The following is a 2,157-nucleotide window of genomic DNA, read 5'->3' as shown; positions in this document are numbered from 1 at the left end:
TTACAAATTTGTTGATTAGAAAAAGAAACTAATCTTAAAAATTGTTAACCCTAAACTTCGTTGCCCGATAACGCCTCATTAAGCGGCGCAAAATTGCTGGCTATACTTAGCGACGGAGGAGCAAAGCCAGCGTTTTTGCGTCCGTTTAAATGACTTGTTAGCTATATTTTACGATAAAACATATTGCCAAACTTAGTTTCAAATACGTAGTAGAATTTCCGATTGCCCCTATAAAGTGCAGGGTAAGTATCAATTAACTCATGCGGTGATTTTAAAATTAACCTAAATAACATTGGAGGAGATTTACGATACCAATCAACTTCTGCATAAGTTTTTTTATAGCTACCATCGGCAAGTTTTTCAAAGAATATAAACTTGTCGTCAGATGTAATCTCAAATCTAAAGTGTTGCTTTTGCCACTCTGCATTCGCTCCACTGTAAAAATTAGCATCAATTTCATACACTCCTACGATCCGATCTTTAGTTATCGGAAAATAGTTGTAAATAAGAACTCCTGAAATCATAAGTATTAATACTGTCAGAAATTTAATTATACTTTTCATGTATTACAGTGCACATCCATGTATAGCTAACGCCTACATTAAGAGGCAAAAAATATGTTGGCTAAAATAAGCGACGAAGGAGCAAAAGCCAACTGTTTTTTGTCCTACTTTAATTTCTTGTTATGTGTGGCACAGAGCTTTCGCGGTTTGCCGCCTAAACCTGAGCCTTTTAAGTAGCTTATAAAATTTACGTTAATAAATATACAAGAAAGTTTAACTGGAAAAGGGCACTTGTTTATAACTTATTTTCCGCAACTTAAAAGTTTGAACACTATAAAATTTAACTTTGCTAAAAGCCTTTACCGAGTTAAAGCAACAAAAAATATTAAGGCATGCTGATGCCACATAACGCCTCACTAAGAGGCAAATAATAGTTGGTTAAAATAAGCGACGAAGGAGCAAAAACCAACTGTTATTTGTCCTTTTGAGTGACTTGTTATATTTATTTACTCTTATAGTTTTGCAAAACATTTACTGTATTATCAATTAACTCATTATTACCTGTGAGAATTGCCATTTCAGAAGCGCAAAACAATAAAATTAAACCAGAAAACCTTAAGCCATTATTAATATCTTCGTTTTTATAGTTGTCATACCCTGTGGTGTTTTCCCCCATACGCCTTAATAAAGCTTCTACACCAGTATGAGTAAAGCTGTTGAAGATAGCCCACTGTTTATCTTTAATGTGAGAAAGTAAACCTGACTTGATTCCTCTTGACGTTTCGACTGCTTCAATTAATTCGTGAAACGTTGGTTTTACTTTGTCTCGTTTAAACCGTGATAAATCATTTTCGGTTGCAACATACCGTAACCACAAGCCTCTTATGAAAGCCTCATATTGAACTCTCAATAAAGCTAAAGCTGATCCATATAGCTTTAAATCGGACAATGACACAATTGAAGAATGATGTTCAATGACTATATCAAAACACGAAAAAGCCCATTTATCTTTATCATTGGCAAAGACGAACGGAATAGATAAATTTTTATCCACCCATTTTGATATTTCCATTTGAGACTCTAATTCAGCTTCAGTGTTTGACATAAATATAACGCCCAAATAATGGGCTTTTTGTCAGTTTGCTAAAATGTGTAGCGTAGCGGAACTGAGCAAACTGTAAAAAGTCCCGTTGATTTACTTGTTATGTGTTCCATGCGAATATACTTGCGTTGAAGTACAAGAGGCACACAGACATAGCAATTACACAAGCCGACTGTTGATTTTTACCAGATTTTACTACTTTAACAATTTCAAGAATACTTGCAACTAAACAAAGAGTTACCCCTGTGCCAATTAAGATATAAGTAGAATTTTTATCAATTAAATAGAATGGCGTAGGTTCAGCGACCACACCTGAGCTAGCGGTAAAGAAAGGAGCTAGAAATAAGCTCAGAATACTTGCTATTAACTCAGCAGAATCCGCATTCTCAAAACCGGAGTTGGTTAAGAGAGTTACTAGAATAGCTAGAATTATTAGCACTACACTTAGATATTTCATCCGATCCTTGAAGAACACATAACGCCCCACTAAGAGGCAAAAAATAGTTGGTTAAAATAAGCGACGAAGGAGCAAAAACCAACTGTTTTTTGTCC

General features: G+C 34.9%; 3 protein-coding genes. All 3 read right to left on the bottom strand.

Features of this window, described 5'->3' with window-relative positions:
• Positions 1-161: 161 nt before the first annotated feature.
• Positions 162-464: a hypothetical protein gene (locus ACRRSQ_RS20550; RefSeq protein WP_440877650.1), complete on the bottom strand. Its 303-nt coding sequence runs from the start codon at positions 462-464 to the stop codon at positions 162-164.
• A gap of 541 nt (positions 465-1,005) precedes the next feature.
• Positions 1,006-1,608, bottom strand: a complete 603-nt coding sequence (locus ACRRSQ_RS20545; protein ID WP_440877649.1) for a DUF6988 family protein — start codon at positions 1,606-1,608, stop codon at positions 1,006-1,008.
• Positions 1,609-1,705: 97 nt separating this feature from the next.
• Complete coding sequence (locus ACRRSQ_RS20540) at positions 1,706-2,062, bottom strand: hypothetical protein (protein WP_440877648.1); 357 nt, start codon at positions 2,060-2,062, stop codon at positions 1,706-1,708.
• Between the last annotated feature and the right edge of the window lie 95 nt (positions 2,063-2,157).

It is taken from the genome of Thalassotalea sp. PLHSN55, from assembly GCF_052030545.1.
In the GTDB taxonomy this organism is placed as follows: domain Bacteria; phylum Pseudomonadota; class Gammaproteobacteria; order Enterobacterales; family Alteromonadaceae; genus CANMXU01.
This window is presented reverse-complemented; position numbering and strand designations above follow the sequence as displayed.